The 25,869-nt window shown below is 51.9% G+C and carries 25 protein-coding genes; 6 read left to right on the forward strand and 19 right to left on the reverse strand.

Going from position 1 to position 25,869, the window contains the following annotated elements:
• From H569_RS0102165 to cysK, 10 genes are all read right to left on the reverse strand, one after another.
• Positions 1-750: an FhaA domain-containing protein gene (locus H569_RS0102165; RefSeq protein ID WP_051273140.1), complete on the reverse strand. Its 750-nt coding sequence runs from the start codon at positions 748-750 to the stop codon at positions 1-3.
• A complete protein-coding gene (gene rlmN / locus H569_RS18950) occupies positions 713-1,804 on the reverse strand; it encodes a 23S rRNA (adenine(2503)-C(2))-methyltransferase RlmN (protein WP_051273142.1) in 1,092 nt (363 codons plus the stop codon). Before rlmN ends, H569_RS0102165 begins: the two co-directional genes overlap by 38 nt.
• 57 nt (positions 1,805-1,861) lie before the next feature.
• Complete coding sequence (gene rsmB / locus H569_RS0102175) at positions 1,862-3,220, reverse strand: 16S rRNA (cytosine(967)-C(5))-methyltransferase RsmB (RefSeq protein ID WP_027363627.1); 1,359 nt, start codon at positions 3,218-3,220, stop codon at positions 1,862-1,864.
• Entirely contained in the window at positions 3,217-4,002 is a 786-nt protein-coding gene (locus H569_RS0102180; RefSeq protein ID WP_309294765.1) for a DUF116 domain-containing protein, read from the reverse strand. Before H569_RS0102180 ends, rsmB begins: the two co-directional genes overlap by 4 nt.
• 1 nt (position 4,003) lies before the next feature.
• A complete protein-coding gene (fmt, locus tag H569_RS0102185; protein WP_027363629.1) occupies positions 4,004-4,957 on the reverse strand; it encodes a methionyl-tRNA formyltransferase in 954 nt (317 codons plus the stop codon).
• A gap of 127 nt (positions 4,958-5,084) precedes the next feature.
• Positions 5,085-5,537, reverse strand: a complete 453-nt coding sequence (gene def, locus H569_RS0102190) for a peptide deformylase (protein ID WP_027363630.1) — start codon at positions 5,535-5,537, stop codon at positions 5,085-5,087.
• 32 nt (positions 5,538-5,569) lie between these two features.
• A complete protein-coding gene (priA, locus tag H569_RS0102195) occupies positions 5,570-7,813 on the reverse strand; it encodes a replication restart helicase PriA (protein WP_027363631.1) in 2,244 nt (747 codons plus the stop codon).
• A gap of 78 nt (positions 7,814-7,891) precedes the next feature.
• The gene (locus H569_RS0102200) at positions 7,892-8,203 is read right to left on the reverse strand and encodes a hypothetical protein (RefSeq protein ID WP_027363632.1); all 312 of its coding nucleotides are present in this window, start codon (positions 8,201-8,203) and stop codon (positions 7,892-7,894) included.
• A gap of 46 nt (positions 8,204-8,249) precedes the next feature.
• On the reverse strand, positions 8,250-9,128 hold the full coding sequence (locus tag H569_RS21150; protein WP_051273144.1) for a transposase: 879 nt from the start codon (positions 9,126-9,128) through the stop codon (positions 8,250-8,252).
• 42 nt (positions 9,129-9,170) lie between these two features.
• Positions 9,171-10,100, reverse strand: coding sequence for a cysteine synthase A (gene cysK / locus H569_RS0102210; RefSeq protein WP_027363633.1), 930 nt, complete (start codon positions 10,098-10,100; stop codon positions 9,171-9,173).
• An 80-nt stretch (positions 10,101-10,180) separates the two neighbouring features.
• Between cysK and H569_RS18960 the strand changes: the two genes are divergently transcribed.
• Together H569_RS18960 and H569_RS0102220 are read left to right on the forward strand one after the other, a co-directional pair.
• Positions 10,181-10,642, forward strand: coding sequence for a MarR family winged helix-turn-helix transcriptional regulator (locus H569_RS18960; RefSeq protein WP_051273146.1), 462 nt, complete (start codon positions 10,181-10,183; stop codon positions 10,640-10,642).
• An 85-nt stretch (positions 10,643-10,727) separates the two neighbouring features.
• Entirely contained in the window at positions 10,728-11,126 is a 399-nt protein-coding gene (locus tag H569_RS0102220; RefSeq protein WP_027363634.1) for a hypothetical protein, read from the forward strand.
• Positions 11,127-11,135: 9 nt separating this feature from the next.
• Here H569_RS0102220 and coaBC read toward each other — a convergent pair whose 3' ends face one another.
• The 8 genes from coaBC to dapF all read right to left on the reverse strand — a co-directional run bounded on the left by coaBC (position 11,136) and on the right by dapF (position 18,069).
• On the reverse strand, positions 11,136-12,341 hold the full coding sequence (coaBC, locus tag H569_RS0102225; protein WP_027363635.1) for a bifunctional phosphopantothenoylcysteine decarboxylase/phosphopantothenate--cysteine ligase CoaBC: 1,206 nt from the start codon (positions 12,339-12,341) through the stop codon (positions 11,136-11,138).
• Between the two features lie 12 nt (positions 12,342-12,353).
• Positions 12,354-12,578 carry a DNA-directed RNA polymerase subunit omega gene (gene rpoZ / locus H569_RS0102230; RefSeq protein WP_309294766.1) on the reverse strand — a complete coding sequence of 75 codons (225 nt, stop codon included), beginning with the start codon at positions 12,576-12,578 and terminating at the stop codon, positions 12,354-12,356.
• Positions 12,579-12,601: 23 nt separating this feature from the next.
• Entirely contained in the window at positions 12,602-13,213 is a 612-nt protein-coding gene (gene gmk / locus H569_RS0102235; RefSeq protein WP_027363637.1) for a guanylate kinase, read from the reverse strand.
• 14 nt (positions 13,214-13,227) lie between these two features.
• Complete coding sequence (gene remA, locus H569_RS0102240) at positions 13,228-13,497, reverse strand: extracellular matrix/biofilm regulator RemA (RefSeq protein WP_027363638.1); 270 nt, start codon at positions 13,495-13,497, stop codon at positions 13,228-13,230.
• Positions 13,498-13,514: 17 nt separating this feature from the next.
• Positions 13,515-14,393 (reverse strand): YicC/YloC family endoribonuclease, encoded by an 879-nt coding sequence (locus H569_RS0102245; protein WP_027363639.1) that lies wholly within the window; start codon positions 14,391-14,393, stop codon positions 13,515-13,517.
• Positions 14,394-14,625: 232 nt separating this feature from the next.
• Positions 14,626-15,819, reverse strand: coding sequence for a pyridoxal phosphate-dependent aminotransferase (locus H569_RS0102250; RefSeq protein WP_027363640.1), 1,194 nt, complete (start codon positions 15,817-15,819; stop codon positions 14,626-14,628).
• 169 nt (positions 15,820-15,988) lie between these two features.
• Complete coding sequence (locus tag H569_RS0102255; protein ID WP_034629196.1) at positions 15,989-17,173, reverse strand: LL-diaminopimelate aminotransferase; 1,185 nt, start codon at positions 17,171-17,173, stop codon at positions 15,989-15,991.
• 44 nt (positions 17,174-17,217) lie between these two features.
• A complete protein-coding gene (gene dapF / locus H569_RS0102260; RefSeq protein WP_027363642.1) occupies positions 17,218-18,069 on the reverse strand; it encodes a diaminopimelate epimerase in 852 nt (283 codons plus the stop codon).
• 306 nt (positions 18,070-18,375) lie between these two features.
• On the opposite strand from dapF, the gene H569_RS0102265 reads away from it, so the two are divergent.
• Positions 18,376-18,564, forward strand: a complete 189-nt coding sequence (locus tag H569_RS0102265; RefSeq protein WP_027363643.1) for a rubredoxin — start codon at positions 18,376-18,378, stop codon at positions 18,562-18,564.
• A 15-nt stretch (positions 18,565-18,579) separates the two neighbouring features.
• Here H569_RS0102265 and H569_RS21620 read toward each other — a convergent pair whose 3' ends face one another.
• Complete coding sequence (locus H569_RS21620) at positions 18,580-18,750, reverse strand: 4Fe-4S binding protein (RefSeq protein WP_081410839.1); 171 nt, start codon at positions 18,748-18,750, stop codon at positions 18,580-18,582.
• A 333-nt stretch (positions 18,751-19,083) separates the two neighbouring features.
• On the opposite strand from H569_RS21620, the gene H569_RS0102275 reads away from it, so the two are divergent.
• The 3 genes from H569_RS0102275 to H569_RS0102285 are packed head-to-tail and all read left to right on the forward strand — an operon-like array spanning position 19,084 to position 25,863.
• Positions 19,084-20,592: a TIGR02677 family protein gene (locus H569_RS0102275; RefSeq protein WP_027363645.1), complete on the forward strand. Its 1,509-nt coding sequence runs from the start codon at positions 19,084-19,086 to the stop codon at positions 20,590-20,592.
• Positions 20,576-21,754 (forward strand): TIGR02678 family protein, encoded by a 1,179-nt coding sequence (locus tag H569_RS0102280; protein ID WP_027363646.1) that lies wholly within the window; start codon positions 20,576-20,578, stop codon positions 21,752-21,754. Before H569_RS0102275 ends, H569_RS0102280 begins: the two co-directional genes overlap by 17 nt.
• Positions 21,754-25,863, forward strand: coding sequence for a TIGR02680 family protein (locus H569_RS0102285; protein WP_238492443.1), 4,110 nt, complete (start codon positions 21,754-21,756; stop codon positions 25,861-25,863). Before H569_RS0102280 ends, H569_RS0102285 begins: the two co-directional genes overlap by 1 nt.
• The last annotated feature ends 6 nt before the right edge of the window (positions 25,864-25,869 follow it).

The raw sequence follows: 25,869 nt of genomic DNA on the forward strand, positions 1-25,869 counted from the left end.
TCATTCCACCCTGAACCTTAATATGATTCTTCCCATTTTTATAATATCACCGGGCCTGAGTTCCTTTTGCTCCACCCTGGACCCATTAACATAGGTTCCGTTGGTGCTGGCCTGGTCCTTGATGTAAAACCGTCGCCCGATCCGGCTGATTAATGCGTGCCGCCTGGAAACACTTTCATCGGGCAAAAAAATATCGCAGGATTCCCTCCGGCCTATTACCGCTAAATTACCTGTTACCGGGTACCGCCTCCCGCTGAAAGGACCTTCAAGCACCTCAAGCCCGGCCACGGGCTCCTGCATTTCCTGTGCAGGCGCCAAAAATTCCCCTTTTATGGGCACGTACTGCATTGTTGCCTCGGAAGGCGGTGCACTTTCCTCTGGTTCAATTGCTTCTTCGTCAAAATAACTTTTCACTGCCATTTCGCCGGGTGCAACAGCTTCATCCCGGTCAAAGCCAACTTCAATGCGCCCCAGCATGGTATATTTCTTTTCTGCCGCCTTGCCGGCCACATATTCCCGCAGTTCTTCCGACAGGCGTTCAATTACCGGCTCATTGGCATTGTAATCTTCAGGATTAAGGTGGATCTCGTAGCGGTTGGGGACAAATATATCCTTTAATCCTGTACGGCGCTGCTCCCGCATTTCACGGGCCAGTCTTTTGGCCATATCAACCGGTTGTAAACTTCCTTTAAACTTATCCTTGAAGAAGCCTTCAATAATTTTTTCCAGGCTGCCTTCCAGCTCCGACAAAAACCCCACCAGTATCACCTCGCATCAGCGCCCGGCGCCTCAACTGGCCACAGGCCGCGTCGATGTCCAGGCCAAGTTCCCGGCGTACGGTCACCGGGTATCCCAGATCCTCCAGGGTCTTTTGGAAAGTGCGAATTTTATCAATACTACTGCGTGCGATCCCGCGCTCCGGCACGGGGTTGGCCGGAATTAAATTGATATGACAGTGAATACCGGCTAATACTTTGCCCAGTTCCCGGGCCTGTTCCCTGGAATCGTTGATATTGCCCAGCAGGGAATATTCAAAGGAAACCCGCCGGCCGGTGGTTTCAGCATAACTCCGGCAGGCCGGCAGCAGTTTCTCCAGCGGGTAAGATTTATTAACCGGCACCAGCTGATTGCGCAAATTGTTATTCGGGGCATGCAGCGACACTGCCAGGGTTATAGACAGCTGCAATTTCATCAAATCATAAATGCGCGGCACAATGCCGCTGGTAGACAAGGTAATGTGCCTGTGCCCGATATTCAGCCCGTAAGGCGCATTGACCAGTTCAAGAAATTTTACCGTGGCGCTGTAATTGTCCAGAGGCTCGCCCGAGCCCATCAGCACAACGCCGCCGACCCGTTTGCCGGATTCCCTTTGCATAGCGTGGATTTGATCCAGCATTTCCCCTGGGGTAAGGTTGCGCACCAGTCCCTCAAGGCCTGAAGCACAAATTTTACAGCCCATGCGGCAGCCCACCTGGGTTGACAGGCAAGCTGAAACACCATAGCGATATTGCATTAATACACATTCAACAGCCTGGCCGTCGGCCAGCTGCAACAGGTATTTTTCCGCCTCGCCGTCCCGGGAAATTTTTCGGTCCAACAGGGCCAAACCGCCCACACTGAAATGGGCAGCTAATTTGTCCCTGATTTCCTTGGGCAGATTGGTCATTTCGTTAAAAGAAGTGACGCCTTTTTTATGAATCCAGTCTGCCAGCTGGGCTGCCCTGAATTTTGCAATACCCATTAACCCTGCTTGCTGCTCCAATTCAGCCAGGTTAAAATCCCTGATATTCGGGTTACCTGCCACAGTCTCAAACCCCCTGGCATTGTTGCTATTTCTACGTCGCGTAAAAAACTCCTCTTTTTAGCCTTGTTTCCTCAACCTGGCCATAAAAAAGCCGTCCAGTCCGTGCAAATGGGGCAGTATTTGCAAGTAGCCCTGCTGCAGGGTACCGGCATGGTCCAGGCTCTCCGGCACCAGGCCGGCAATAGATTCCAGTCTGAAATCCTGGTGTGCCGCTAAAAAATTCATAACCTGGCCGTAATTTTCCTCCCTGGTGATAGTGCAGGTGCTATAGACAAGCACTCCACCGGGTTTTAAAACAGCCGCTGCGGCTTTTAGTATTTGCGCCTGCAACACCGTTAATTCCCCGACTTGTTCCCGGCTTTTACGCCACCTGGCATCAGGGCGGCGGCGCAGCACACCCAACCCGGAACAGGGCGCATCAACCAGCACATAATCCGCCTGGCCGGAATATTTTTCCGGCAAAAACCTGGCGTCGGCCAGCATGGTTTTAACAATAGTTACACCCAGCCTGCGGCAATTTTCCTCAATCAGCCCGATTTTGTGTTCATGAATGTCCAGGGCCAGTATTTCCCCCCGGTTTTGCATTAGCTGGGCCAGGTGGGTGGCCTTGCCGCCCGGAGCGCCTGCTAAGTCAATCACCCTTGCGCCTGGCTGCGGGCTGACCACTTGTCCCACCAGTATGGAGCTTTCGTCCTGCACCTGAAATAAACCATCCTTAAACGGCGCTAATTCGCCAAGGGCCACAAAACCGGAAAGGTAAAGGCAGTCAGCGGCGTACCTGCCCCGCTCAACGTTGATGCCCATGCCCGCAAGCAAACCTGTCAGTTCAGTTGGATCTGTTTTCAATCTGTTCACCCGGACCGAGTTGGGGGCGGCCCGGTTGTTGGCTTCACACAAAGCCACCGTCCCGTCATAGCCAAACTCCTCCAGCCACAGCCGCACCAGCCATGCGGGGTGTGAATGGCGCAGGGCGATACTGTCCACGGGGTCAACAGCCGGATCGGGATAGGGCAGCTTGTCTTTACCCCGTGCCAGGTTGCGCAGCACACCGTTGACAAATTTGACGATACCGGCATGCCCGTGCCGGCGGGCCAGGTTTGCCGACTCGTTTACGGCAGCGGAATCAGGCACCCTGTCCATGTAAAGCAACTGGTACGCACCCAGGCGCAAAATATTGCGCACCACCGGGGTCAGCCCGGAGACGGGGCGGCGGAGATAGTTCCCAAGTGCCCAATCCAGTGTGTTGCGCGCCCGCAAAGTTCCATAAACCAATTCAGTGGTAAAGGCCCGGTCCAGCTTTTCCGGCTTGTACTTATCCAAAACGGCCCCCAGGGCCAGATTAGCGTAAGCTTCACGCTTGTCCACGTCCAATAGCACCTGCAGGGCCGTTTCTCTGGCCTCAAATTTTGGTTTCAACTGCCATCACATCCAGACCGCACAAAAAATTTTATGGCGTCATCCAGCCTGTCTGGGGAAAAATGAGTATTAAAACATGGCCCGTTGGGCCTTAAATTGGTTATCCCCAGAACCGGGATGGGGTTGGCATCCAGGATTCCGCTGGTTAAATCCCGCTCGCAGGCTATGGCCACAATGGCCTTGGGCCGGTATTCACGCACGTACTTGCGGGCCAGCGTCCCCCCGGTGGCCATCCCCACCTTGATACCATAGCGATCACGGAGATTTAAAATTTCGTTGACACCGCATTTACCACAGCGGCGGCAATTGTCGATATTATTGGTTACTTTTATATCACACTCGCTGTTCTGCAGGCAGTGCGGTACCAGCAGCAGTAATTGCGCCGGCTCAATTTTGACCCCCCGGGCGTTGACCAGGCCGTTGTTGACTTCGATAAAGGAACCCTTGATCCTGTCCATGTCAATTCTAAAAATTTTACCCAGGGCTAATGCCAGTGGGAAAAAAGTATTCAGCGCCACCCTCATGGGACCTTGCAGAATCGAGAATTGCCTGGACTGTATGATGGTAAGCACGATACCTGCCAGCCCGAATCCAGCCAGCAGGATGGCAATGATCAGTACAGCAGCCAGTGCCAGTAAAACCAGCCGGTAGACCACGGATTTTTCCGGACTGAAAACCAGGTACCAAATGGCCACGGTCAGCATACTAACTATCAGCAGGCTGGCTCCGAGCAAGCCGATATATAATCTTTTTCTTTCATGCATCCGGACCAGGTTGTCCAAATCAATCACCACCTGAAGGGCTACCCAGAAAAATCCCGGGAGTCAGTGGATTACCCCGCAAAAAGTCGGCGGCCCGCATGCTTTTCCTGCCCTGTAACTGTAGTTCATCCAAGGAAAGAACGGCATTTCCCGCCCGGACCAGAATACCGCGGCCGGCGGACGCCTCCAGCACCTGGCCCGGTTTCCCTTGAACGGGAGCGTCTCCGGCCAGGGAAACCCGCCAAATTTTCAAAACCTTGCCTTCCAGCTCTGTACGGGCCCCCGGCCAGGGATTGAGTCCCCTGACCCGGTTTTTAATCACGACGGCATCCTCCGCCCAACAAATTATCTCATCCTCGCGCTTTAGCATGGCAGCATAGGATGATTTGGAATCATCCTGGGGGACAGGCTTGGCCCGCCCGGTCTGAATGAGTTCCATGGCTTTTACCAGCAGCCTGCCGCCCAAAACGGCCAGGCGGTCATGCACCACACCAACAGTGTCCTCGGGCCCAATGGTTATTTTTTCCTGCAAGAGCATATCCCCTGTATCCAGGCCCGCATCCATCAGCATAATGGTTACACCGGTTTCCCGCTCGCCGTTGATGACGGCCCGGTGGATGGGAGCAGCGCCTCGGTAGGCCGGAAGTAATGAGGCATGTACATTGATGCACCCGTAGCGCGGCAGATTTAGTATCTCACCGGGCAAAATCCGGCCGAAGGCGGCAACAACTATGAGTTCGGGGTTTAGCCGGCGCAGTTCTTGAACAAAGCCGGGGTCCCGCACCTTGTCCGGTTGAAACACCTGCAGGCCAAGTTCCCCGGCGGCAAGCTTAACCGGGGCCATTTTAATTTTTTTCCCCCTGCCGCCCGGCCGGTCAGGCTGCGTGACCACCGCCGCCACTTCATGGCCGGCATTGATTATTTCTTTAAGCGTAGGGACGGCAAAATCAGGAGTCCCCATAAAAACAACCTTCATCAATAACTCCTAAGTTCATTAAATTTTAATTAAGTCTTTTGCGCCTTCTGCCATCCAAGTAAATCTTCAAATGCTTTTTTCGGTTTTCTTATTCTGGCCACCGGCTTCTGACTTCTGAATAGTTACATTAGATTTTTCTCAAATTTTTTGCTTTATCTATAAATAGGATTCCGTCCAAATGATCTATTTCATGCTGCAGGGCTCTGGCAAAAAAGCCTTCCGCCCGGACTCCGATTTCTTTGCCGCTGCGGTCCAAACCCTTAACCTCAACACTATAGGCCCGGGTAACGTCTCCTAAAACACCGGGAACACTCAGGCAACCTTCGGAATCGGTTTGCGTTCCGTCTACATCTATTATTTCCGGATTGATCAACTCTACCGGCCCGTCCCCTACATCAACCACAATAACACGCTTGGAAACGCCAATTTGAGGCGCAGCCAGCCCAACACCTTTATTGGCGTACATCGTATCCTTCATATTGTCTAAAAGTTTTTCTATGTATTTACCAAATTTAGCTACGGGCCGAGCCTTATCCCTTAATATATCGTCCCCGGCCTCCACAATTTTATAAACCGCCATGGAGTTTGCCCCCCTGCACATTAATATTTGTTTTACATTAAATTAAGCGGGTCTATATCCAGGCTTACGTACAAACCCTTGCCGGGTGGTGAACACCCGCCAGACTGCCTGAATTTTTTTAACATCCGGTGCAGCTTGCCGTAATCCCGGCTCCAGGTGATGATATGCCACCGGTGGGCATTTCTTAACCGGGCCAGGGGGGCCGGCGCTGGACCCACTAAATATATTCTTCCCCCATCCCGTGCTTCCGCAAACTCATCCAGCATCACCCGCAACTTTTCCGCCGCTGTTTTCACCGCACTTTCTTCCGGCCCGGTCACAAGCACCCTGGCCATTTTGGCAAAAGGCGGGTAGCCCGCTGTTTTTCGCAACGACATTTCTTTTTGAAAGAAATTCAGGTAATCGTGCCTGGCTGCCGCCTGAACGGCATAGTGTTCCGGCGTATAGGTTTGAATCAGTACATCCCCGGGTTTATCGCCCCGGCCGGTCCTTCCGGCCACCTGGGCCAGCAGTTGGAAGGTGCGCTCCCCTGCCCTGAAATCAGGCATGTGTAAAGTAATATCCGCATTAACCACGCCCACCAGGGTCACCCCGCTGATATCAAGCCCTTTGGCAATCATTTGGGTGCCCACCAGTATATCCGCCGCCCCATTCTCAAACTCTTCCAGTATTTGCTGGTGGGAACCCTTACGGGTGGTAGTGTCGGCGTCCATGCGCAGCACCCGCGCACCGGGGATGGCCGCGCGAAGTTCTTTCTCAACCCGCTGGGTCCCCGTGCCGAAAAAACTAAGCTGGCCCTCGCCGCAATCCGGGCAGAGCCTGGGGGCCCGAACCGAATAATTGCAATAATGACAGCGCAGCCGGCCCCCGGTATGGTAGGTAAGGGAAATATCACAGCGCGGGCACTTTAAGACCAGGCCGCACGCCCGGCATACGACCAGGGTGTTCAAGCCCCTGCGATTTAAAAATATGATGGCCTGTTCACCACCGGCAATCCTTTTTTTCAGCTCGGCAATCAGTACCCGGCTGAAGATGCCCCCGTTCCCGGACCGGGTTTCCTCACGCATATCAACCAGGTTAACCTGGGGCAAATCCCTGCCCTCGACCCGCTTATCCATGCTGATCAGCTGGTAAACACCACCCGGCGTGGCTCGGCAGTAGGTTTCCAACGCCGGGGTGGCGCTGCCCAGCACCACTACCCCGGCACTTTTTTGGGCCCGGTAAAGAGCAACGGCCCGGGCGTGATACCGGGGTGTTTCCTCCTGTTTGTATGACCACTCATGCTCCTCATCCACAATAATCAGTCCGGGGTCACGCACAGGGGCCAATACGGCCGAGCGGGCCCCCAGCACAACCGGCGCCTCGCCCCTTTCAATGCGGTCCCACTCGTCAAACCTTTCGCCATCGGACATCCGGCTGTGTAAAACGGCCACTTCCCGGCCAAACCTGGATCTGAACAACTTGACCATTTGTGGTGTCAGAGATATTTCCGGCACCAGCGTGATAGCCTGTCTTCCTTCCCGCACGGCCTGCTCAATACAGTGCAGGTAAACCTCGGTTTTACCGCTGCCTGTTATGCCATGCAGTAAAAAGACCCGGTGCCGCCGGCTTGTAATTGAGTTATTGATTTCCACCACGGCTTTTTGCTGCAAGTCATTTAACTTCACCTTTTCCATTAAGCCCATTTCCGCCTGCGGGTAAGGGTCCCGGAACGAAACCATGTTTTCCGCTCTGAGCAATTTTTTGGCATATAATCTATCCACAACCGAAGTGGAAACTCCGGCCGCAGCTGCCAGTTCTCCTCTGGTCATGCCGGGGTTGTGCAATACTTTTTCAAGAACCGCCAGGCTTTTGGGCGCCCGCCGGCCCAGCTCGTCCCTCAGGCCGGGTAATCTTTCACTGTCAACGCCGCAGTAATAGCGGGTAACCAGCCTGGCGGAGGTTTTCTTTAAAACCGGCGATATTATTGTTTGCAACGCCTTGATGGTATCACACAGGTAGTACTCGGCCATCCACCTGGCTAAGGCATATTGATCCTCCCGGAATAAAGGCTTTTCATCTAACAACTTGCTGATTTCCTTGATTTTGTCAACCGACTTGAGCCGGCTCAAACCAACTACGTAACCGGTAACCTTTCTCCCGCCAAACGGTACCTGCACCCTGTGTCCAAAATGCAATAACGGCTGCATTTCCCGTGGCACAAGGTATTGAAAAGTCCGGCCGGTTTCATGGACCGGTACCTCGACAAGTACATCGGCAAATAGCTGGTCAGTCATTTACTATCCCTCAAGTCCGGTGTCAAATGTTATATTATCTTATCCAGCCTTAATTATAGAACAGATTAATGCCGTACCTCAATCCATTTTATGGCAGATATTATACTTTACTTTATTCCGGCTTTCCGAAGGCGGGTGCTGGGGTGCATGAACTATGGTTATATTTTCGAGGATTATCTCTTTCGCATCTTTTTCCAGCCTGTCCTTATAATACTTCTGCCTGAATTCCAGCCGTGGTATGTACATGCTGAACTCATATGGGGGATTGGTGTTGCTTTCCCGGCGGGACATAGTAACGGTCAGATCATCGACCTGGATGGTAGCCACATCAAACAGCGCTTCCATCTGCCGCCTGCGTTTGAGGAGAAGCCTTTTGATCAGCTTCAGCATTTTAATTCTCCTAAGGGGTCAGGCTTGAATTATTCACTTACTTGCTTTAATCTTCGAATCTTCGAATAACATCTTCGACGTAAGCTGTACCTTTACAAGCACCCGACTTTATTTTTGATATCATTGACAGGGGCAAATTAAGTTTTTGTGCCAACACTGTATTGGTTATTTTGCAATACCTTTCGCTTAACAGGACTATAGCTTTTCGAATATCAGATATTCTCTGGATTTTTGTCCTTCTGGTAAGTTCGTCAATATTGACATTTTCGTTGATACAGATTGTTTCCATTATTTCATCAATGCTTATTTTTTTCTTTGCCTCTTTATTTTTTACAGCTTGCATTTTTGGTTGAAGTTCCTCGAAGTTCTTATATATTATCTTCTCCGGTTTCTGATTCATAAATCGCAAATACTGCTTTAAAGCTTCTCTACTATTCGCTGAAAAGATACTTAGCACTTCGGACATGTCAATGAAATCGCCTTTTTCTTTCCCAACATAATATGCATGACTGCTCCATTTATACTCTATGCCGCCATTCAAATTTGCTTTTACGGGATTATTGTGAATATATCTGATCAGCTGCAACAAATAGCTATCTTTGTCACATAGCAGTGCTTTGTACCTTTGTTGAAATACATGTCCTGTCCTGCTGTATTTACGGTTGAACCACTGGGTATAGACTTGCTGTATCCGCTGCATAATCTGAGACAATGAAATATCCTGTACTTCTATTAAAAAATGTGCGTGATTATCCATAATACAGTATGCATACAGCTTAAAACCCAGTTTTTCTTTATATCGAGCCAATACGTCAAAATATTTTCTCTTATGTATGTCATCCAGCAACACTTTTTCTCCGTTATTGCCTCTAACCATTACGTGGTATAAGGCTCCCGGAAAATGGATACGTGGTTTTCTCGCCATCTTTAATCACCTGGATAATCATACCATTAATAAGGGAATATTTCAAGCCTGACCCCCAAATACGGGGGTGCTGAGGTAGCGCTCGCCTGTGTCAGGTAATATCGCCAGTACAGTTTTACCGGCGCCCAGTTCACGGCCGACGGCCAGGGCGGCAACAACGGCGGCGCCGCCGGAGATGCCGGTTAGGATCCCTTCCTCCCGGGCCAGCCGCCTGGTCATGGCATAGGCCTCATCATCGCCCACGGCATAAGGTGAGTCAACCAGGGATAAGTCCAGATTGTCGGGAACGAAACCGTCGCCAATGCCCTGAATGCCATGCGGCCCGGGCTTACCACCCGAAAGAACAGCGGAACCCTTTGGCTCTACGGCATAAACTTTAAGCCCCGGGTAACGCTTTTTCAAAACCCTGGCCACACCGGTTAGCGTGCCACCCGTGCCGACACCGGCGATATAGGCGTGAATCTCCCCGCCAACCTGTTCCAAAATCTCCCGGGCGGTGGTCCGCTCGTGAAAAGCCGGGTTATCAGGGTTGGAAAACTGGTCGGGCATCCAGGCCCCCGGGATTTGGGAGGCAAGCTCCCTGGCTTTACGAACAGCCCCGCCGACGTCTTCAGCAGCCGGCGTCAGCACCACCTCTGCGCCGTAGGCCCTGGCCAGCTGTCTTCTTTCCTTGCTCATGGAATCCGGCATTACCACAATGACCCGGTAACCCTTTACCGCGCCAACCATAGCCAGTGCGATGCCCTGGTTGCCGCTGGTCGGCTCGACAATTGTAGCTCCCGGATTAATTATGCCTTTTTGTTCGGCAGCGGTAATCATCCCCAGGGCGGCCCTGGCTTTGGCGCTTCCACTGGGATTAAACATTTCCAACTTTACCAGTATGTCTGCAGGGCAATTATCCTTAACTTTATGCAGCCGTACCACCGGTGTATGGCAAACAAGCTCAAGCACGCTTTCTTTGATATCAGGCATGATGTCTTACACCCCTCCGCTGAATTTTTATTGACAAATGTCGAATATTCTAATTAAAATGAAAAAGTGGAGGACAAAAAATGGCCGATCCCAACGAAAATGCAAATAAAGATTCGTACCTTGCCATTAGAACAGTTATTGAACTGATAAAATGTTATGATGTTTTCGAGGACAACATGGCCAGGCATTTTGCCAGGTTTGGCCTGTCCCAGCCCAAATTCAACGCACTGATGCAACTTCGCCAGGCAGGCGATCAGGGCCTGGCGTTATCCGAACTGGGTGAGCGGATGCTTGTCAGCAGGGCCAATATCACCGGGCTGATTGACCGGATGGAAAAAGACGGTCTGGTGGTCCGGGAAGTTGACCGCCGGGACCGCAGGATCTTCAGGGCTAAGCTGACAACCAAAGCCACCAACCTGCTGGAAATTATTCTACCCGTCCATGTTTCTTTTACTCAGGAGACCATGGCGGGCCTGACAACCGATGAAAAAGAACTTTTCTTAACTCTACTGCAGAAATTAAAAGAAGGTATGGAGAAATAAATTATAGGATTTAGTGCGCCATTATATTTAACATGTTTACATTTTGCAGCTAAATTAATGTCTGATAAAATTAGGAGGTGTTCATATGATTTGCGACAGATGCGGCTGTGAAATAGAAGCGGGCGAAAGCATGGAATGGTACGGCAAACAGCTCTGCGAAGATTGCTATATTGGTGCTGTGCAACCGCCCAGGCCATGCGATCCGACAGCGGTTTCGAGCGCCCAGGCCACACGCAAGCTGCTGGGGCAAAAAGGCACTGAGGGTCTCACCCCGCTGCAAAAAAGAATATATGAATTAATCAAAGAAAAAGGTAAAATCCCCAGGGAAGAATTGTTTGCCAGTTTCGACCTTCCGCCCTGGGAACTGGAGAAACAATTTGCCATTTTACGCCACTGCGAACTGGTCAGGGGATTTAAAGAAGGGCAAACCGTTTTTGTAACCATTATGAATAATGAAGATTCCAGCACCGGTGCGGCGGAATAAACCGCCGCTTTATTTTGTTTTCCCGTGCCTGAGCTTTACGACTTCATCCCAGATTCTATCGGCCAGTTCCAGCTTGTCCATCATAGGCAAAGATTCTATTCGCCCCCCAGGAAAAATTAATTTAGCGATATTGGTATCAGTGCCGAACCCGGCACCTGGCTGGGTGACGTCATTGGCAACTAAAAAGTCCAGGTTTTTTTTAGCCAGCTTCTGCCTGGCGTTTTTGATCAGGTCTTCCGTCTCTGCCGCAAAGCCAACCAGTATCTGGTGCGTTTTTTGTTTGCCCAGCTCATACAGAATATCTGTGTTCTTTTCCAGCTCCAAAACCAGCCCGGAGTCGCTTTTTTTGATTTTCTGGTCTGATACTGTTTTAGGGCGATAATCCGAGACTGCCGCCGCCTTAACCACGACGTCAACTTCCCGGTACAGGTTCATAACTTCCCGGAACATTTCTATCGCCGTATTAACGTAATAAATTTTAGCCCCATCAGGAGGTTCCAGGCAAGTTGGCGCTGTCACCAGGTGCACGACCGCCCCCCTGTTGACAGCCGCCTCTGCCAGAGCGTAACCCATTTTGCCCGAACTCCGGTTGGAAATATACCTGACGGGGTCAATCGGCTCCCTGGTTCCCCCGGCTGTCACCAACACCCGGCTGCCGGCAAGGTCACATTCCGGCATAAGTACTTTTTTAATCATATTCACAATATCCTCGACAGCGGCCAGGCGGCCGGGACCTTCATCACCGCAGGCCTGTCTGCCGACACCGGGTTCCATCAAGATAAAGCCCAACTTGCGCAACCGCTTAATGTTTTCCTGCACTATGTCGTTGCGGTACATATATACGTTCATGGCAGGACAAACCACGATAGGGCAGGTCATGGCCAATATTGATGTGGTAAGCAAATCGTCGGCCATACCATAAGCCATTTTGGCCATGATGTTGGCTGTAGCAGGCACCACCAGAGCTATATCGGCCCTCCGGGCCAGTTCCAGGTGGGGATACCGCCAACCCGGCGGCGCACTGAACGTGTCCACATGCACCCGGTTGCCGGAAAGGGCTTCGAAGGCAAGGGGGCCGACAAACTCACGGGCCCCCCGGGTCATAATTACATGTACTTCCGCCCCGGCCTTAACCAGGGTGCTGGTAAGGTCAAGTGCACGGTGTGCCGCTATCCCCCCGGTTACGCCGATAACAACAAACTTGCCTTTTAGCATTTGGCACCCCCGCTATTTGATACCCTGCCTTGTTCTTTTAAACTTGATATTGCCTTTTGCTATTTCAAAAAGCGCCGCAGAGACCGGGTTGCCGGTTACCTCTCCATCCCTGTCGGCATCCTGCTGCAGCGCCATTTCAGTTAGCTGCCGGGCCCTTTTAGCCGCTATAACAACAAGCGAATACCGGCTATCAACCTTACGCATCAATTCATCAAGAGAAGGCTTATGCATCGCCATCGCATTATCCCTCCGAATTTTGATTATTTCCAGTTGGTTTTTAGAAATGATTCCACGTCCAAAAGCGCGGGACGGCATCTTTCTGCGGTGACAATGGCGCCAATTTTCCGCGCCGCTTCTTCAACCCGGTCGTTGATAACCAGATAATCATATTTTTGCACTTCCTTGAGTTCCCTCTCAGCCCAGCTCAGCCTGCGTTCAATATCACCGGCACTTTCTGTGCCGCGCTGTTTAAGCCGGGTTTCCAAATGGTCGCGCGACGGAGGGATCAAAAAAATCAAAACACATTGTGGAAATTTGTTTTTAACTTGTAAACCGCCTTGAACATCAATTTCAAGTATAACGTCCCGCCCCGTGGAAAGGTTTTTTTCAACAGGTTCACGCGGCGTGCCGTAATAATTGCCATATACGTCAGCCCATTCCAGCAGGCGATCCCCGGCAATCATCTCCTCAAATTGTTCCCTGGTTAAAAAAAAATAATCAATTCCGTGTTTCTCTGCGCCCCGAGGTTTTCTGGTGGTAGCCGAAACCGACACCACAAGACTTGGATTTTCTTGAGTCAAGGCGTGGCAAACTGTACCCTTACCGGAACCGGAGGGACCTGATATTACAATTAAATTTCCTATGCTCTTCATACCGGTCAACCCTGTTATTCTTCATCGTTTTTAAGTGAGCCGTCCTTATTCACCAAACGATGGGCCACGGTTTCCGGCTGAACGGCAGAAAGAATGACGTGATCGCTGTCAGTGATAATTACCGCTCTGGTGCGGCGCCCGTAAGTGGCATCCACCAGCATCCCCCGGTCTCTGGCCTCGGTGATGATTCTTTTAATCGGCGCGGATTCGGGGCTGACAATAGCTATTATTCTATTTGCTGAAACAATATTGCCAAAGCCTATGTTTACCAGTTTGATCTCCATATTGCCGTCCTCCTTATTTATTCCATATTTTGAATTTGTTCTCTTATTTTTTCCAGTTCACTTTTCACTTCAACCACAAGGCTGTTTATGGTCAGGTCTGATGCTTTGGAAGCAATGGTATTGATCTCCCGGTTCATTTCCTGAAGCAGGAAATCCATTTTTCTGCCGACGGATTCATCGCTGTTCAAACACCCGGCCAGTTGAGTTAAGTGGCTGCCCAACCTGACAATTTCCTCTGCAATGCTTGAACGCTCGGCAAAAATCACGACTTCACCCTCCAACCGGGAAGGGTCCAGGTTACCCTGTTCCAGTATCTCTTTAAGCCGCAGCCGCAGTCGCTCCCGGTATTCCTCCACCACCACCGGGGAGCGTTTCTCAACCTGCGCCACCATATCGGAAATGCGGTTTGTCCTGGCCATTACATCTTCAAACAATTGTTTTCCTTCTTTAAGCCGCATTTCCATCAGGCCGTCAAGGGCCTGGTTTAAAGTACTTTCCAGGACAGGCCACCACAGTTCAACATCCTCCTCGGGTTCCTCCAGGTTGAATACTCCCGGCAGCTGCAGTAACTTAGAAATTTCCACCTCACCGGGCAAATGCAGCTTGCTATTCAATTCGGTCAATGCTTTAAGGTAGGAAGCGGCCAATTCCCCGTCGGTCCTCACAATTGCTCTGTTTTGGCCGCAAAGCTCTATTTTGATATAAACTTCCACCCTGCCGCGGGCTATCCTTTTTTGAATAACCCGTTTAATTCTGTCCTCCAGTGCATTTAATGACCGGGGCATACGTAATACGATTTCGCAATACCGGTGATTTACGGATTTCATTTCAACATTGATTTTAACTTTTTCATCATTCATTTCCCCGCGCCCAAACCCGGTCATGCTTTTTATCAATTTCTCACCACCCAATGTGAAAAAAATATTTACCTTAAGTATTAACTCCAGTTACAAACAATATATTTTTCTACCATGATTAAAGAATTCCTTTGAATTCCGGTTAATTATATCTAAAAAGGAAACCCCCAGTCAAAAAAAATAAACTTCTAACTATAATTTATATGCGGCGACAGCCCGTGATACATGATCAATCCAGAAGAATTAAATACCGGCCTAAAAGGCCGGCTTTTTATTTTAGTTGAGTGAGAACTTTTTCTATCCTGTCGACACCCTCTTTGATATTATCCATCGAGGTGGCGTAAGACAGCCTGAAACAAGTATCATCACCAAAAGCTACCCCGGGCACGATGGCTACATGAGCTTTTTCCAGCAGCACTGCCGCCAGATCCGAGGCGCCGTTGATCACAGTACCGTCATAACTTTTGCCCAGCAGCGACTTAATTTCCGGAAAGACGTAAAACGCGCCGCCCGGCCGGTCACAGTTGACTCCCGGAATGGCATTCAACCTCTCCACCATGTAGTCCCTGCGTTTAACAAATTCGGCAACCATTTTTTTAACCGGCTCCTGTGTCCCCACCAAAGCCTCAACCGTGGCCGCTTGGGCTATGGAGGTGGGGTTGGAAGTGGAATGGCTTTGCAGGTCCGCCATAGCCTTGGCCACCGGACCCGGCGCTGCGGCATAACCGATACGCCAGCCGGTCATGGCATAGGTTTTGGAAACCCCGTTGATCACCACGGTAAGCTCCTTTAATTCCGGGCTCAGAGAGGCGATACTGACGTGTTCGTTGCCGTCATACAATAATTTTTCATATATTTCATCAGATATAATGGCAATGTTATGCTTAACCAGTATTTCCCCCAGTGCGGTTAGTTCTTCCCGTGTATATACAGCACCGGTTGGATTGCTGGGGCTGTTTAATATGATTGCCCTGGTATTGGGTGTGATGGCCGCACTCAATTCACCGGGTGTAAGTTTGAAACTGTTTTCAATGCGGGTCGGTATTACCACCGGATTAGCCCCGGTTAACTTGATTTGTTCCAGGTAGCTTACCCAGTACGGGGCCGGTAAAATTACATCGTCTCCTGCCTGGCAAAGCACCTGGAAAGCGTTATAAAGCGAGTGTTTGGCGCCCGCAGAGACAACGATTTGCCCGGGCTCGTAAATTAGCCCGTTATCACGGGCAAGCTTTTTAACGATCGCCTGGCGCAGGGGCAGTATCCCGGCCACAGGGGTGTACCTGGTCATACCTTTGTCAATGGCTTCCTTGGCTGCCAGTTTAATATTTTCCGGCGTCTCAAAGTCGGGCTCACCCACGCCGAAATTAACAACATTAATGCCGTCGGCAATCATTTTTTTGGCCCGGGCGTCGATGGACAGAGTTGGTGACGGGCTGATATTTTTTGCCCTATCAGCTAATCGCATTTATTTTCTCCTCCTGTATTTAGCGTAAAGCTTTTTTTGCATCTATATTTGTTACTGTTTAGGTATTCAGAATTCAGTAATCAGAATTCAAAATATTACGAGATGACAAACCGTTCTCTTATGCTGACTACTGACCACCGACTCCTGACTCCTAAGTAGTTACCTATATTTAAAACCTTACTGTCCCTATATTCCGCTTCATCCTTTCCAGCGCCTCAATCATGCGTTCTTTTTGAACAGTCAGTGCAATACGGAAAAACCCTGCTCCGTTTTCGCCATAACCCGTACCCGGGGTAATAACCACACCGGCCTTTTCCAGTACCAGCTCAGCGAAGGACTCAGAGGTGTGGCCTGCCGGCACGGGTGCCCAAACATAGAAAGTTGCCTTTGGTTTGGCCAGATTCCAACCCATCCCGTTCAGCGCGTCAACCAGAATGTCCCTTCTCTCCCGGTAAATCTTCTGCATCTTGATTACATCATCCTGGGACCCGGTCAAGCCTTTAATTGCAGCATACTGAATGGCCTGGAACTGCCCGGAATCAATATTGGACTTAAGCCGCCCCAACGCCTCAACCGCAGCCGGATGGCCGGCAGCCCAGCCGATCCGCCAGCCGGTCATATTATAGGTTTTGGAGACGGAATGAAATTCAATGCCCACTTCTTTAGCGCCCTCGAACTGCAGGAAGCTGGGCGGCTTATACCCGTCATAGGACATCTCCGAATAGGCCGCATCATGGCAAATCAAAATATTGTTTTCTCTGGCAAAAGCAATTACTTCATGATAAAATTCTTCACCTGCCACCGCACCGGTTGGGTTGTTGGGGTAATTGATAAACATCATTTTGGCCCGGCGGGCGACACCGGCGGGGATCGCCCCGAGGTCCGGCAGGAAGCCCTTTTCGGCCTGCAAAGGCATGTAATATGGTTCGGCACCGGCCAGGATGGCGCCCCCTGCGTAAACAGGATAGCCCGGGTCGGGCACCAGCACTGTATCCCCGGGGTTAAGGTAACACCAGGAGATGTGAGCTATCCCCTCCTTGGAGCCGATAAGGGAAACTATTTCACTGTCGGGGTTAAGCTCTACTCCGAAGCGGTTTTGGTACCACCGGGCCACCGCCTGGCGATAAGAAAGCATACCGGCGGAGGATGGATACTGGTGGTTGGCCTGCACTTGCGCCTGTTTTTGTAATTCTTCAATTATATGGCCGGGCGTCGGCATGTCGGGGTCACCAATACCCAGGCTGATAACGTCAATTCCCGCCTTGCGCTTCTCGGCAATTAATCTTTCGATACGGGCGAAAAGATAGGGGGGTAAATTTTTTATCCTTCGGGCTTCTTCCAATTGTAAACTCAATTTATAAGACCTCCTTGTAAAATCAACCATATCTTATCCTTGTTTCAAACAGGGTAATTACCGGTAAAAACTTCCTGTGCCGGGCCGGTCATATATACCCGTCCGTCACCGGCCCATTCAATGTCCAGCGGGCCGGCGTACAATTGCACCCGGACTTTCCTGCCGGTTAAGCCGTTTAAGGCTGCGGCTACCGCCGTTGCACACGCCCCGGTGCCGCAGGCCAGAGTTTGACCGGCGCCCCTTTCCCAAACCCGCATCCGCACTTCATGGTCATTGATAACTTGAACGAATTCCACATTGGTTTTGCGAGGGAAAACGTTATGTGTTTCTATTACCGGCCCCAGGCTTTCCAAGGGGACAGCATGCACGTCCGGAACAAAAATAATGCAATGGGGGTTACCCATGGATACGGCGGTGATATGGTAAACCTTACCTCCCGCTTCAAGAGATTCATTAATGACTTGGCCTGCCGGCCCTGTCATTGGAATCTGCTCCCGCTCCAACCGGGGCACACCCATATCGACCCGGACGGCGGTAACTTCTGAACCTTCAATAATCAATTCCGGAACCATAATTCCGGCGGCTGTTTCCACCTTCATCGTGGTTTTACCGGACAGCCCCCGCTCGTAGGCGTATTTGGCAATACAACGAATGGCGTTGCCGCACATTTCGGCTTCGCTCCCGTCCGAATTAATTATCTGCATGGCGATATCCGCCTTTTGACTTGGACGTAATAATACCAGGCCGTCAGCCCCAACACCGAAATGCCTGTCGCAAATCTTTATTGCCATTTCGGCCAGGTTTCCGGTTAGTTTTTTTTCTTCTTCCAGGCTGACTTCTTCCATGTTGACTAAAACGAAATCATTTCCCAATCCCTGCACCTTGGTAAACTTCAACGGACTATTCACTCCCGGCTTTTTTGTTCAGTTTATTATAACACTTCCCCGCCGGTCAAATCTTTCCTCCCATGATGTATTCATGTATACATGAAATTTATCTCATCGTTCAAATGAACCAATATAAGTGCTTTGTATTTAAGTGAACTTGACACTGAAGGGCATCAGGATCCATACTTATATTTTATTAAATTTTTAAGAAATACTTAAAATGAATGTAAGGTTTTGCATTTATTTTTGATACAAGGATGACAATCCAGCTTGATTTAATAATGGCGTGACTAAAAATGATGGGAGGCTGACTTGATGGAAAAATATGTTTGCACCCTTTGCGGCTATGTTTATGACCCGGCCAAAGGCACTGACGATATTCCACCCGGTGTTTCCTTTGAAGACCTGCCCGAGGATTGGGTGTGCCCGGAATGCCTTGCGGAAAAAGAAGTTTTTCAACTGGAATACCTGGCCACGAAGAAGCGAAAACCCCGTGGCAATTAATTTGTGATATTAGCTTTACTCAACCAGCTCTATTGCTTCGAAACTGCAATTTTCCCGGCATTTACCGCATTCCAGACAACAGCTCTGATCAATACTGTAGTATGGATATGTTTTTTTAACCGCTCCAGCCGGACATAAAGCTATACAGGTATCGCAAAAGCGGCATTTATCTGTAATTATGTACATTTTCAACACCCTATTAGTGCATTTTAATATTTCTATGTATAAATATTAAAATGCATTTAATCTAATTAGTCAACCAAGTCAACCTTTGTATCGAGTAGCTCGAAGTCGGGATAGCCAATCCCGACTTCGAGCTACTCGATTTTTATTGTCTTTTTAAAACTGAATTCGTCCCACGGATTTTACGAGCACTACTCTAATAAGTCTATTTTCTTGTTTAATTAATACTGGAAAGGCGCAAACACATCTTCATAATGTGCATTATGACAAAGTTGGGAACGCCCATGCTTTATATGCTATAATTATACAAATGCCTTACCAAAGGAATTGATTGATATGACTGCATTGTTACTCAAACCGATAGTCGAAACAAGCTACTTGAATGCGCAAAATGTCGGTCGCTACCGCTGCATCATGCGCTATTTTTATGAACAACACCAGCGGCTGCGCTACTGGCTGAAACCGCGGGAAGTTCACGATGGGGTTACAGCTTTTGGTCTGCTGGAGGAAGATTACACTCTGGACCAGTGCCAGAAGGATTTAAACCAGCTGGTGGAGTGGGGCAATCTGGTGCCCCGCCACGACGGGGGCCGTTCGGCCACGGTTGAGGAATACCTGCGTAAAAAATTTCGTTATCAAATGACCCCCTACGCAGTGGAAATTGAACGGCTGGTAGCGGGGTTGGAAAAAATTCGCGGCTACGGCGGTTCTTTGGAGCCGTCTTTGTTTGAGAGCATCGCCGAACACTTGGACCGGTTGGAAAAGACCGCCGGTCAGTTTCCGACCGGTGAGGCAATTTCGCTGTGGGAAAGAATCTACGGTGATTTTATCAAGCTGACCGAGAATGCTTCCGACTATATCGCCAGCCTGCAGAGCACCAAAGTGGAAGAGCTGATGCTGACCGAGGCTTTTTTAGCCTACAAGGACTCAGTGACCCGGTACCTGCAGGATTTTATCCAGGGGCTGCAGCGCCATGCTTACAAAATAGAGGCGGTGCTGGCCACCATGGACCCGGGCATAGTGAATACCTTCCTGGCCAATGTGCAGCGGGACCTGGCCGCCCGGCCCCAGTTGGACGAACCGGTAACCCACGAAGAACAACTGGACCGGCTGCAGCAGGAATGGCAAAGCATGGTACGTTGGTTTGCAGGACACGAAAACGAGCCCAGCGACGTATATTTCCTGGAGCAGACCACCAAGGACACCATCGCCCGGATCGTGCGCAACGCCCTGCGGATCCAGGAAAAGCACCGTCTTGGCGTTAGCCGCCGGCGGGAACTGGATTACCTGGGCAAGTGGTTTTTCACCCTGGATGATATCAACGAATCCCACCGGCTGGCGGCCCACGTATTCGGCCTGTACCGCTGCCGCCATTTCCAGGGGGTGGACGAAAAAGGTACCGATAACGCCGATATATCCATGTGGCAAGCGGGTCCCAACATCAGGGAACTGCGTTCCCGCAGCAGAAAACGGCTCCGGGATACGGGCACCGGTTCCATCAAGGACCAGCGTGAGCGGCAGCGAAAAGCCAGGGAGAATTTTCTACTGGCTCTGCAGGAGGAAATGGCGGTGCTGCAAGACTACCTGGCCAGGCAAGAAGTCCGGATCGCCGACCTGGGACCGGTTTCCGCCAGGGAGCGCTATTACCTGCTGTACTGGATCGGCCGGTGCATGGCCAATAAATCGCGACGGATATTAACCCCCGAGGGTATCGGGATTAGCCTGGAAATGCCTGCCGGGCGGGAAAGGGCCAGACTGGAATGCGATGACGGGGAACTGGACATGCCCAATTATTTATTGAAATTCAGCGGCAGAATGGGAGAGCGGTATGAGCAAAACGGGTGAGAGTGTTAAGGATATTCGCCAAAGGTGCATCCAGGCGTTGTTGAACCGCAACTGGATCACCAAGCAGGACGAGCCCGAGCTTTTCGGGTACATCAGAGCGCAGTACCGGGAACTGCGGGACTGGTTCGGAGAATACTGCGGTTTTGCTTTATTACTCAACAGGCAATTTGCCAAACTGGAAAAAGCGCCGGGGCAAGCGCAAACCTGGATGGGATTTGATAGTTTTTCCGAATCGCGGGATTACGCCCTGTTTACCTATTGTCTATGGTATTTGGAGGGCAAAAACGAAATGGATCAGTTCCTGCTTACCGATATGGTGGAAGAAATCCGGGAATACCTGGCCGGCCAGGATGTTTTTCTGGATTGGACCTTGTATACCCACCGGTTGTCCATGGCCCGGGCACTGAAGCAGCTTAAAGCGCTGGGTGCGCTGGTGGCGGTGGACGGGGATGAATCCGATTGGGCCAGATCGGGCCACGAACACAATGTGCTTTACGAATCTTCCTACCTGGCCCGTTATATTTTACGCCGTTTTCCCCGCGACTTGACCACCTACGATTCCATTGCTGCAATTGAGGCGGGGACGTACCCGGATACCCCCGAGGGCCAGCTGAAAAAGCGCCGCCACCACGTTTACCGCCGCTTGCTGCAGGAACCGGTGGTATACGACTGGCAGTGGAACGAAGATGAGCGTTATTACGTGCGCACCCAGCGGCATACCATCCTGGAAAACCTGGCCAGTTTTGCGGGCCTGGAAGGGCAGCGTTACCGGGAGGGGCTTTTGTTTTATTATCCCGAGGCTTCCGGTGAAATGTATCTTTTCCCCACCGGTCGCGGGGTTTCGGATATTGTCCTGCTTCTGGCCGGTGAATTGCGGCGCATGCTGGCCCGCGCCGAAGGTGACATATATATCGAGGAAGGCGGGCGCATCGAGCTGACTATAGCAGAATTGGAGGTAATTATACTGAGATTAAAGGAAAAGCATAAAATGCTCTGGAGCCTGCAGCACCGGCAATCCAGGAGCAACGAGCTGGCGGAAGAAGTGCTGGCCCATATGGTAGAATGGGGCCTGGCCGGCCGGGAAGACGACGGGCGAGTTTGGATTTACGCTGCTCTGGGGCGCTGGAATGGAGATTATGATGTTTATGGTGGGGATGAGTGATGACAGGCCGCTGGCAAATGAACCGGGCGGGGATAATTAATTTCTGGTATTATGACGAGGCTGAATTTTACCTGGCCGGGGGCCGGTTGATTTTACGCGGGGCCAACGGTTCGGGCAAATCGGTAACCATGCAGAGTTTTCTGCCCCTGGTGCTGGACGGGGATAAGCGGCCCTGGCGGCTGGATCCCTTCGGCTCCAAGGACCGGCGGATCGATTATTACCTGCTGCTGGAAGCCGATAGCGGTCATACCGACCGCACCGGTTACCTGTACCTGGAATTTTACCACCCGGCGCAGGACCGCTACCTGACGGTAGGCATTGGCCTGCGGGCTCGAAGAAACAACCCCAACATGGGTTTCTGGGGTTTTGTCATTACCGACAACCGCCGGGTGGGACGGGATATTTTACTTTATGAAAAAGATTACAGCCAGGGCCGGGAGGTGAAAATTCCCCTGACCCGCGCCCAGCTGGAGGAAGTTATCGGTAGCGGGGGGCAGGTGGTCACCGAGCAGGGTGAGTATAAGCGGTTGGTAAACAAAGTGCTGTTCGGCTACGAAAAGATTGAATCCTTTCAGGAGTTGCTGGACCTTTTGATCCAGCTGCGCAGCCCCAAGCTGTCAAAGGATTTCAAGCCTTCGACCATTTACGAAATACTCACCGGGGCGCTGCCCGCCCTGCAGGAAGAAGAGCTGCGCCCGCTGTCCGAAGTGCTTGAGGACATGGATGAAATCAATGACCGGCTCAATGAACTGGCGGTGCACCTGATGGAGGCGGAAAGGCTGCACCGGGCGTACAACAAGTATAACGAATACCTGCTTTACAATGAATCCCGGTCATTGCTGCAGCAGAAAAAGCAGCGGGACGACCGGAAACGCGAGGCCGGCGAGCGCCGGAACATAGCCGCCAGCCTAGCCCGGGAGCTTGAGGAAAAAACCAGCGCCCGGGAAGAGGCCGGCACTGACCAGGAACGGGCCAAAACCGAATACCAGACCCTGATTACCAGCGAAGCGGTGGAAAAACGAACGGAGCTCAACCGCCTGCGGGCGGAGCGGGAAGATTTGCGCCGGAACATGGACAACTGCGCCGGACGCCTGCAATTTTGGCGGGAAAAGCAAGCCCAAGCCCGGGAGGAACAAAAGACTTTAACCGGGCAGCGGGAGGCACTGGCCGCCCGGCAGAACGATGTATTGCAGGATATGGAGGATCTGGCCCGGGATGTGGACTTTGGCTACCATGATACCTACCACCGGCGCTGGGACGGGGACGTTCCCGCTGACGGCTCCCTGTGGCCGGCCTGGGAGCGGGACGTGCGGGAGCACCAGGCGAAAATCGGCCGGGCCATCAAGTTGGCCCGGGAAGAAAGCATTTTAAAAACCCGCCGGGTGCAGGCCGAAAAAGATGCCAGCCAGGCCAGGGAAAAAAGAGAAGCGGCAGAAGATCATACGCGCAGGGAAGAGGATAAATTTGAACAGGCCCGCCGGGAACAGGAAGAAAAAATCTTCCACTGGCGCCGGCAGCTATCCCGCCTGTCCCTGGCGGATGAGGACCTGCACCGGGTAATGCAGGCACTGGCTTTATTCCCCGATGAACCATATGAAAATGTCCGAAGACCAGTTATGCAGGCTTACCACGCCGCCAGGGAGGCAATTACCGGAGATCGGATGGCGTGGCAAAACAAATTGCAGCAACATGCGGAGGAAAAAGACCGGTTAACACGGGAATGGCAGCAGTGGAAGGACCTCCGGGAACCGGAGCCGCCCCGCAGCGCCGCCCGGGAGTATTCCAGGCAAAAGCGCCCAGGCGCCGGCGCGCCCCTTTACGCTCTGTGCGAGTTCATACCGGAATTAACCGAGGAAAAAAAGGCGGCTCTGGAATCCACCCTGCAGCAAGCGGGGCTGCTGGATGCATGGGTGTCGCCGGAGGGTATCGGCATACTGGGCCCCAACGAAGAAGAAACCTGGTTAAAGCCCGCCCCCCAACTGCTACGGGCAACCCTGGCGGATTACCTGGTGCCCACCCCGCCGGAAAACAGCGGTCTGACAGTGGAAATAATCGACGATGTGCTGCGCACCGTCTGCCTGGCGAGAGACGCCGGCAGACCAGGTGAAGCCGGCAAACCGGATGAAGCCGTGATCACCGGACAGGGTTACTTTCGCCTGGGCGCGCTGTGCGGCAAAGCCGCCATTAAAGAGCGGGCCGAGTTCATCGGCAAGGAGACCCGGCAGCGCACCAGGATGGCAGAGATGTCCAGGTTGGAAGGATTAATTGAGGAAGAGGAAAAAGCCATAGCCGCCTGCCGGGAGCAGCTGGACTTGCTGAATGCGACCGCCGCCGGGCTGGAAGAAGATATCAAAGCATTTCCCGGCGGCGAGACCCTGCAAGAAGCTCTGCGCAGCCTGGAAAAAGCACGGCTGCGTCTGGATGCCGCGCTGGAGGAAGAACAAAGTAAAAACAGCCTCCTGCGGGAGGTCATCAAACAACTGCAGGAGGCTGCCGCCCGCCTGCATGAACATATGGCGGGCTGGAACATCCCCCGTACCGAAAGTGCCCTGGAACAAGCCGGGGAACAAATGAATGTCTACCGGGACCACCTGGGGGAATTGAAGTCGTTCTGGACGGAATATAAAAGCGCCCTGTCCGCCCTGGCAAGGGTGGAAAAAGACCTGGCCGAGGCCGGGGAAAACGTTGAGCACGAAGAATCGGAACTGGCCGGATTGCAGGAGCGGCTGCGGACGGTGCAATATAAAATAGAGGTTTTCCAGCAGCTGCTGGAGGAATTGGGCATCGCCGATATTGACCGGCGGCTGCACGAACTGGAGCAGCGGCAAAAAGAACTTGAGAAGCTGATCAAACAACTGGACGGGCAGGTAACCCAAATAAAAATCGACCTGGCCGTGGCGCAAAAAGATGCTGAAGAGGCGGCCCGGCAACTGGAACAGGCGGAATCCGACCTGGAGCAGCAAACTGCCCGGTGGCTGGTGGAGTGGAACAGAGGTTTGGTGATGGATTGGACCGAGGTCATGTTTGACCCGGCGGACAGCCCGGCCGTTTTCCGCGCAGCCGGCCAGGTTGACCAGCGCTACCGGGAGCGGTATGCCGGCAAATCGTATACCGAGCTTTCCGACCAACTGCATGACGTGTTTCATAATACCCGCCAGGCGCTGCACGATTATGCCCCGGAAACGGTCACTGAAGATGAAACTCACCGCCTGCTGGTGCTGTTCACCAGGGACAGGCAAAACCCGGTGCCGCCGCACCTGCTGGTGCAGGAACTAAGAGGACTGGAAGAGGAACAAAAACATCTTTTGAGCCAGAAAGACCGGGAACTGTACGAACAGATTATCCTGCACAGCGTGGGCAAGGCCATCCGCGACAAAATATACCGGGCCGAAAAATGGGTGCTGCAGATGAACGATTTGATGCAGCAGCGGGAAACTTCCAGCGGCCTGCGCCTGCACCTGAAATGGGAGCCCCGGGCGGCGGCCAACGAAAAGGAACTGGATACCGCGCAACTGGTGCGGCTGTTAAAAACCGACCCCCGGCAGCTGCGGGACGAGCATATCGAGCAGATGATCGAGCACTTTCGATCTCGTATTACCAGGGCCAAGCTGGAAGCCGACCAGCAGGACACCCTGCGCCAGTGGATTTTCCGCCTGCTGGATTACCGTCAATGGTTCAGGTTCACCCTGTATTATGAAAAAGGCGGGCAACCCCGCCGGGAATTGACCGACGCCCGGTTCAACGTGCTCAGCGGCGGCGAGAAGGCGCTGTCCATGTATATTCCGCTTTTCGCGGCGGCCAACTCCCGGTATAATGACTCCCGCCCGGAGGCACCCCGGATCATTTGCCTGGATGAGGCTTTTGCCGGGGTGGACGAGGAAAACATGCGGGACATGTTTGAACTATTGACCCATTTGGGCTTTGATTACATGATGACCAGCCAGGTGCTGTGGGGCTGCTACGATACCGTGCCCAGGCTGTCCATTTATGAAGTTTACCGGCCCCGGGACGTTGACTACGTTACTTTGATCCGCTATTACTGGAACGGCACCCGCCGGGTGCTGGTGGACGAGCAACTGGATGATGAATCGGTGGAACAAGCCGGGTAGCATATG

The organism is Desulfotruncus alcoholivorax DSM 16058 (assembly GCF_000430885.1).
Lineage (GTDB): Bacteria > Bacillota > Desulfotomaculia > Desulfotomaculales > Desulfallaceae > Desulfotruncus > Desulfotruncus alcoholivorax.

Coding starts and splice junctions, on each gene's coding strand:
- H569_RS0102250 (WP_027363640.1), bottom strand. CDS start 15,819: ATGCGATTAGCTGATAGGGCAAAAAATATCAGCCCGTCACCAACTCTG.
- gmk (WP_027363637.1), bottom strand. CDS start 13,213: ATGAAGAGCATAGGAAATTTAATTGTAATATCAGGTCCCTCCGGTTCC.
- rpoZ (WP_309294766.1), bottom strand. CDS start 12,578: ATGGCGATGCATAAGCCTTCTCTTGATGAATTGATGCGTAAGGTTGAT.
- H569_RS0102265 (WP_027363643.1), top strand. CDS start 18,376: ATGGAAAAATATGTTTGCACCCTTTGCGGCTATGTTTATGACCCGGCC.
- H569_RS0102275 (WP_027363645.1), top strand. CDS start 19,084: ATGACTGCATTGTTACTCAAACCGATAGTCGAAACAAGCTACTTGAAT.
- H569_RS0102220 (WP_027363634.1), top strand. CDS start 10,728: ATGATTTGCGACAGATGCGGCTGTGAAATAGAAGCGGGCGAAAGCATG.
- H569_RS0102280 (WP_027363646.1), top strand. CDS start 20,576: ATGAGCAAAACGGGTGAGAGTGTTAAGGATATTCGCCAAAGGTGCATC.
- cysK (WP_027363633.1), bottom strand. CDS start 10,100: ATGCCTGATATCAAAGAAAGCGTGCTTGAGCTTGTTTGCCATACACCG.
- remA (WP_027363638.1), bottom strand. CDS start 13,497: ATGGAGATCAAACTGGTAAACATAGGCTTTGGCAATATTGTTTCAGCA.
- H569_RS21620 (WP_081410839.1), bottom strand. CDS start 18,750: ATGTACATAATTACAGATAAATGCCGCTTTTGCGATACCTGTATAGCT.
- priA (WP_027363631.1), bottom strand. CDS start 7,813: ATGACTGACCAGCTATTTGCCGATGTACTTGTCGAGGTACCGGTCCAT.
- H569_RS0102200 (WP_027363632.1), bottom strand. CDS start 8,203: ATGCTGAAGCTGATCAAAAGGCTTCTCCTCAAACGCAGGCGGCAGATG.
- H569_RS0102285 (WP_238492443.1), top strand. CDS start 21,754: ATGACAGGCCGCTGGCAAATGAACCGGGCGGGGATAATTAATTTCTGG.
- def (WP_027363630.1), bottom strand. CDS start 5,537: ATGGCGGTTTATAAAATTGTGGAGGCCGGGGACGATATATTAAGGGAT.
- coaBC (WP_027363635.1), bottom strand. CDS start 12,341: ATGCTAAAAGGCAAGTTTGTTGTTATCGGCGTAACCGGGGGGATAGCG.
- H569_RS21150 (WP_051273144.1), bottom strand. CDS start 9,128: ATGGCGAGAAAACCACGTATCCATTTTCCGGGAGCCTTATACCACGTA.
- H569_RS18960 (WP_051273146.1), top strand. CDS start 10,181: ATGGCCGATCCCAACGAAAATGCAAATAAAGATTCGTACCTTGCCATT.
- fmt (WP_027363629.1), bottom strand. CDS start 4,957: ATGAAGGTTGTTTTTATGGGGACTCCTGATTTTGCCGTCCCTACGCTT.